Raw genomic sequence first — 2,530 nt, forward strand, 5'->3', positions numbered from 1 at the left:
CCGGTTTCTACAGGACAAAAGAGAAATTCAGGCAGGCCGTTAAGGATTTCTTCGACAATATCGGAAACTATAAAGAAGAGTTGGAGTCACTTCTGACTCTTAAATTCCGGTTGTCTAATTCGCAAACCATTTCTTTTTGACTATATCTTATCGCGTAAAACAAAGCGGACGTCAAACGAAAAGCAATACACGGATTTTTAGTACAACCGGATACAAAATACAAAGGTTTTTATTAAGTTTGCAAACAAAAAACGTTATGAATCGAACTTCACGTACAAAAAAACCTATTCATATCAGACAAATCCTTTGGTTGCTCTTGCTACTGTTCTTCTGCTATTACGAGTTGTTTCCCCTGTCGGAAGCTGACACATTTTTCTTCCCGACCTTGTTTCTCCTCAGCTTGTGGTTCACCGCACAGCGCCGGCGCATACTCCCCCTTGCATGGCATAACGCACTTGCCTCTTTCCTGCATCCTCTCACGGTGCGCCTGCGTGTATTCCATATCTGGCAGATACGTGGCAATGTAGCTCCGCCACTGAACACTAAACCTTGCACGTGCAAGAATTGTGGCGATACGTTCACGGGCAACTACTGTCCGCGGTGCGGACAAAGCCGCAACACTCCGCGATATGTACTGAGAGGCATTGTGGGCAATATACTCCGAACCGTGTTCCGCGTAGACGGGAAGTTCGCCCATACCCTGCTGGAACTACTCTACCGTCCCGGACACATGATGCGCGACTTCATCCGTGGACGGCGCATAGGTTATACCCTCCCGCTGGCAATGGTATTCCTGATGACCGCCTTCTATACGCTCACCGCCCAGCTGATAATACCCGAAATACGGGAAAAGAAAGAAGAACAGACCGCAAAGAAAAACGATGTTCCACTCACAAAAGCAGAAACCCTGCAAGCTACCATCGACAAGCTGGAACTCGAAAAAGGACAGACAGACAATCCAGCCATGCAAAAGAGCCTTGAATTTTCCATCAGCGAAACGGAAAAGGCACTAGCCGAAATACAACGCCAAGACTCCATTGCAGGCAAGCCCCAATCTAATGGCGACCTTGATGAAATATCGTCCTCCGTCTACACAAAAGTAGAAACATGGCTGGAAGATGTACCCTTTCTGGCGAATGTATGGAACCTGCTGAAACGATGGGGGCACGGCAACAAGGCTTTTCACATTCTTCTTACCCTGCCCTTGCTTGCCGTCGCCACCCGCTGGGCATTCTACCGGCGCAGGAGACCCGACATGTTCAACCTGATGGAACATATCCTCATACAGGCATACATCGCTACACAGATTTTGCTTATCAGTACCCTTGTAGTACCGTTCAATGGCACGGCACACGTAGACGACCTCTATGAAGTCCCCTTCTGGTTCATCTTCCTCCTTTTCTGGTGGGACTATCACCAACTATACCTCTACACATGGTGGCGCAGCTTCTGGAAGACGGTCCTGATGTTCACTTACTGCCTGGTGATAGTGGTCATCCTCGCCACGATAGGTGTACTGTTGCTTTGCCTGGTACAAGGAACCACCACGCTTCATTTGTAAATATGCAGGGAATTGTCTACTTTTGCACCCAGAAATACAAGTCAACTTATGGTCAAAGCAATCTTTTTCGACATAGACGGGACATTGGTATCATTTCATACCCATACAATTCCCGAATCTACCCGCCAAGCTCTTGCCGCTGTACGCGAAAAGGGAATCAAGGTATTCATCGCAACAGGACGCCCCAAAGTATTGATGCAGAAAGCAGTGGGCAATCTGCCTTTTGACGGCTACATCACCTTGAACGGTGCCTATTGCTTCACTTCCGACCACAAAGACATCTACAAAGGCAGCATTCCGGAAGATGACATCGAACGCCTCATCCTGTTCAATAAACAACATCCGGAACTCCCGTTCGTATTCGTCCACGACGATACATGGTTCATCACAGGGGTGAACGAGGCTGTACAGGAAGTAGCAGACCTGATAAAAATCGACATACCTCCCGTACAACCCATCGAATATGCACGAGGCAAGGAAATTCTGCAAATCATGGGCTACTTCAAGGCGGATGATGATAACAAAGTATTTTCGGGTATACTGAAACACTGCGAACCGATGCGCTGGTATCCCCTCTTTGCTGACATCATCGCCCGTGGAAACAGCAAAAGCCACGGCATCGACAAGGTCATCGCACACTATGGAATCGACCTGAAAGAAACCATGGCATTCGGCGACGGAGGCAATGACATTCCGATGCTACGCCACGTGGGCACAGGCATAGCCATGGGCAACGCTACTCTCGAAGTACAAAACGCGGCCGACTATGTAACCACTTCAGTAGATGAAGACGGTATTCTGAATGCGCTGAAGCATTTCGGCGTGTTGTGATAAAACTCACCACAGAATACACAGATTTGATAAGAAGCTGTTTTGAATTTATCGTGCGATGATTTGGGATGAGTTTTTGAGGCATTTTCGCTTCTGTGATGAGGAAGATAGCGGGCTATCTGACGAAGAACAGGAGCG

At 47.9% G+C, this 2,530-nt stretch carries 2 protein-coding genes; both read left to right on the forward strand.

What is annotated here, in order from left to right; all coding sequences use genetic code 11:
• Positions 1–256: 256 nt before the first annotated feature.
• Positions 257–1,561, forward strand: coding sequence for a DUF3667 domain-containing protein (locus tag B5F71_RS19205; RefSeq protein WP_087213540.1), 1,305 nt, complete (start codon positions 257–259; stop codon positions 1,559–1,561).
• Positions 1,562–1,609: 48 nt separating this feature from the next.
• Positions 1,610–2,392 carry a Cof-type HAD-IIB family hydrolase gene (locus tag B5F71_RS19210; protein WP_087213543.1) on the forward strand — a complete coding sequence of 261 codons (783 nt, stop codon included), beginning with the start codon at positions 1,610–1,612 and terminating at the stop codon, positions 2,390–2,392.
• Positions 2,393–2,530 lie beyond the last annotated feature (138 nt).

This window comes from Bacteroides sp. An269 (assembly GCF_002159755.1).
GTDB lineage: Bacteria > Bacteroidota > Bacteroidia > Bacteroidales > Bacteroidaceae > Phocaeicola > Phocaeicola intestinalis.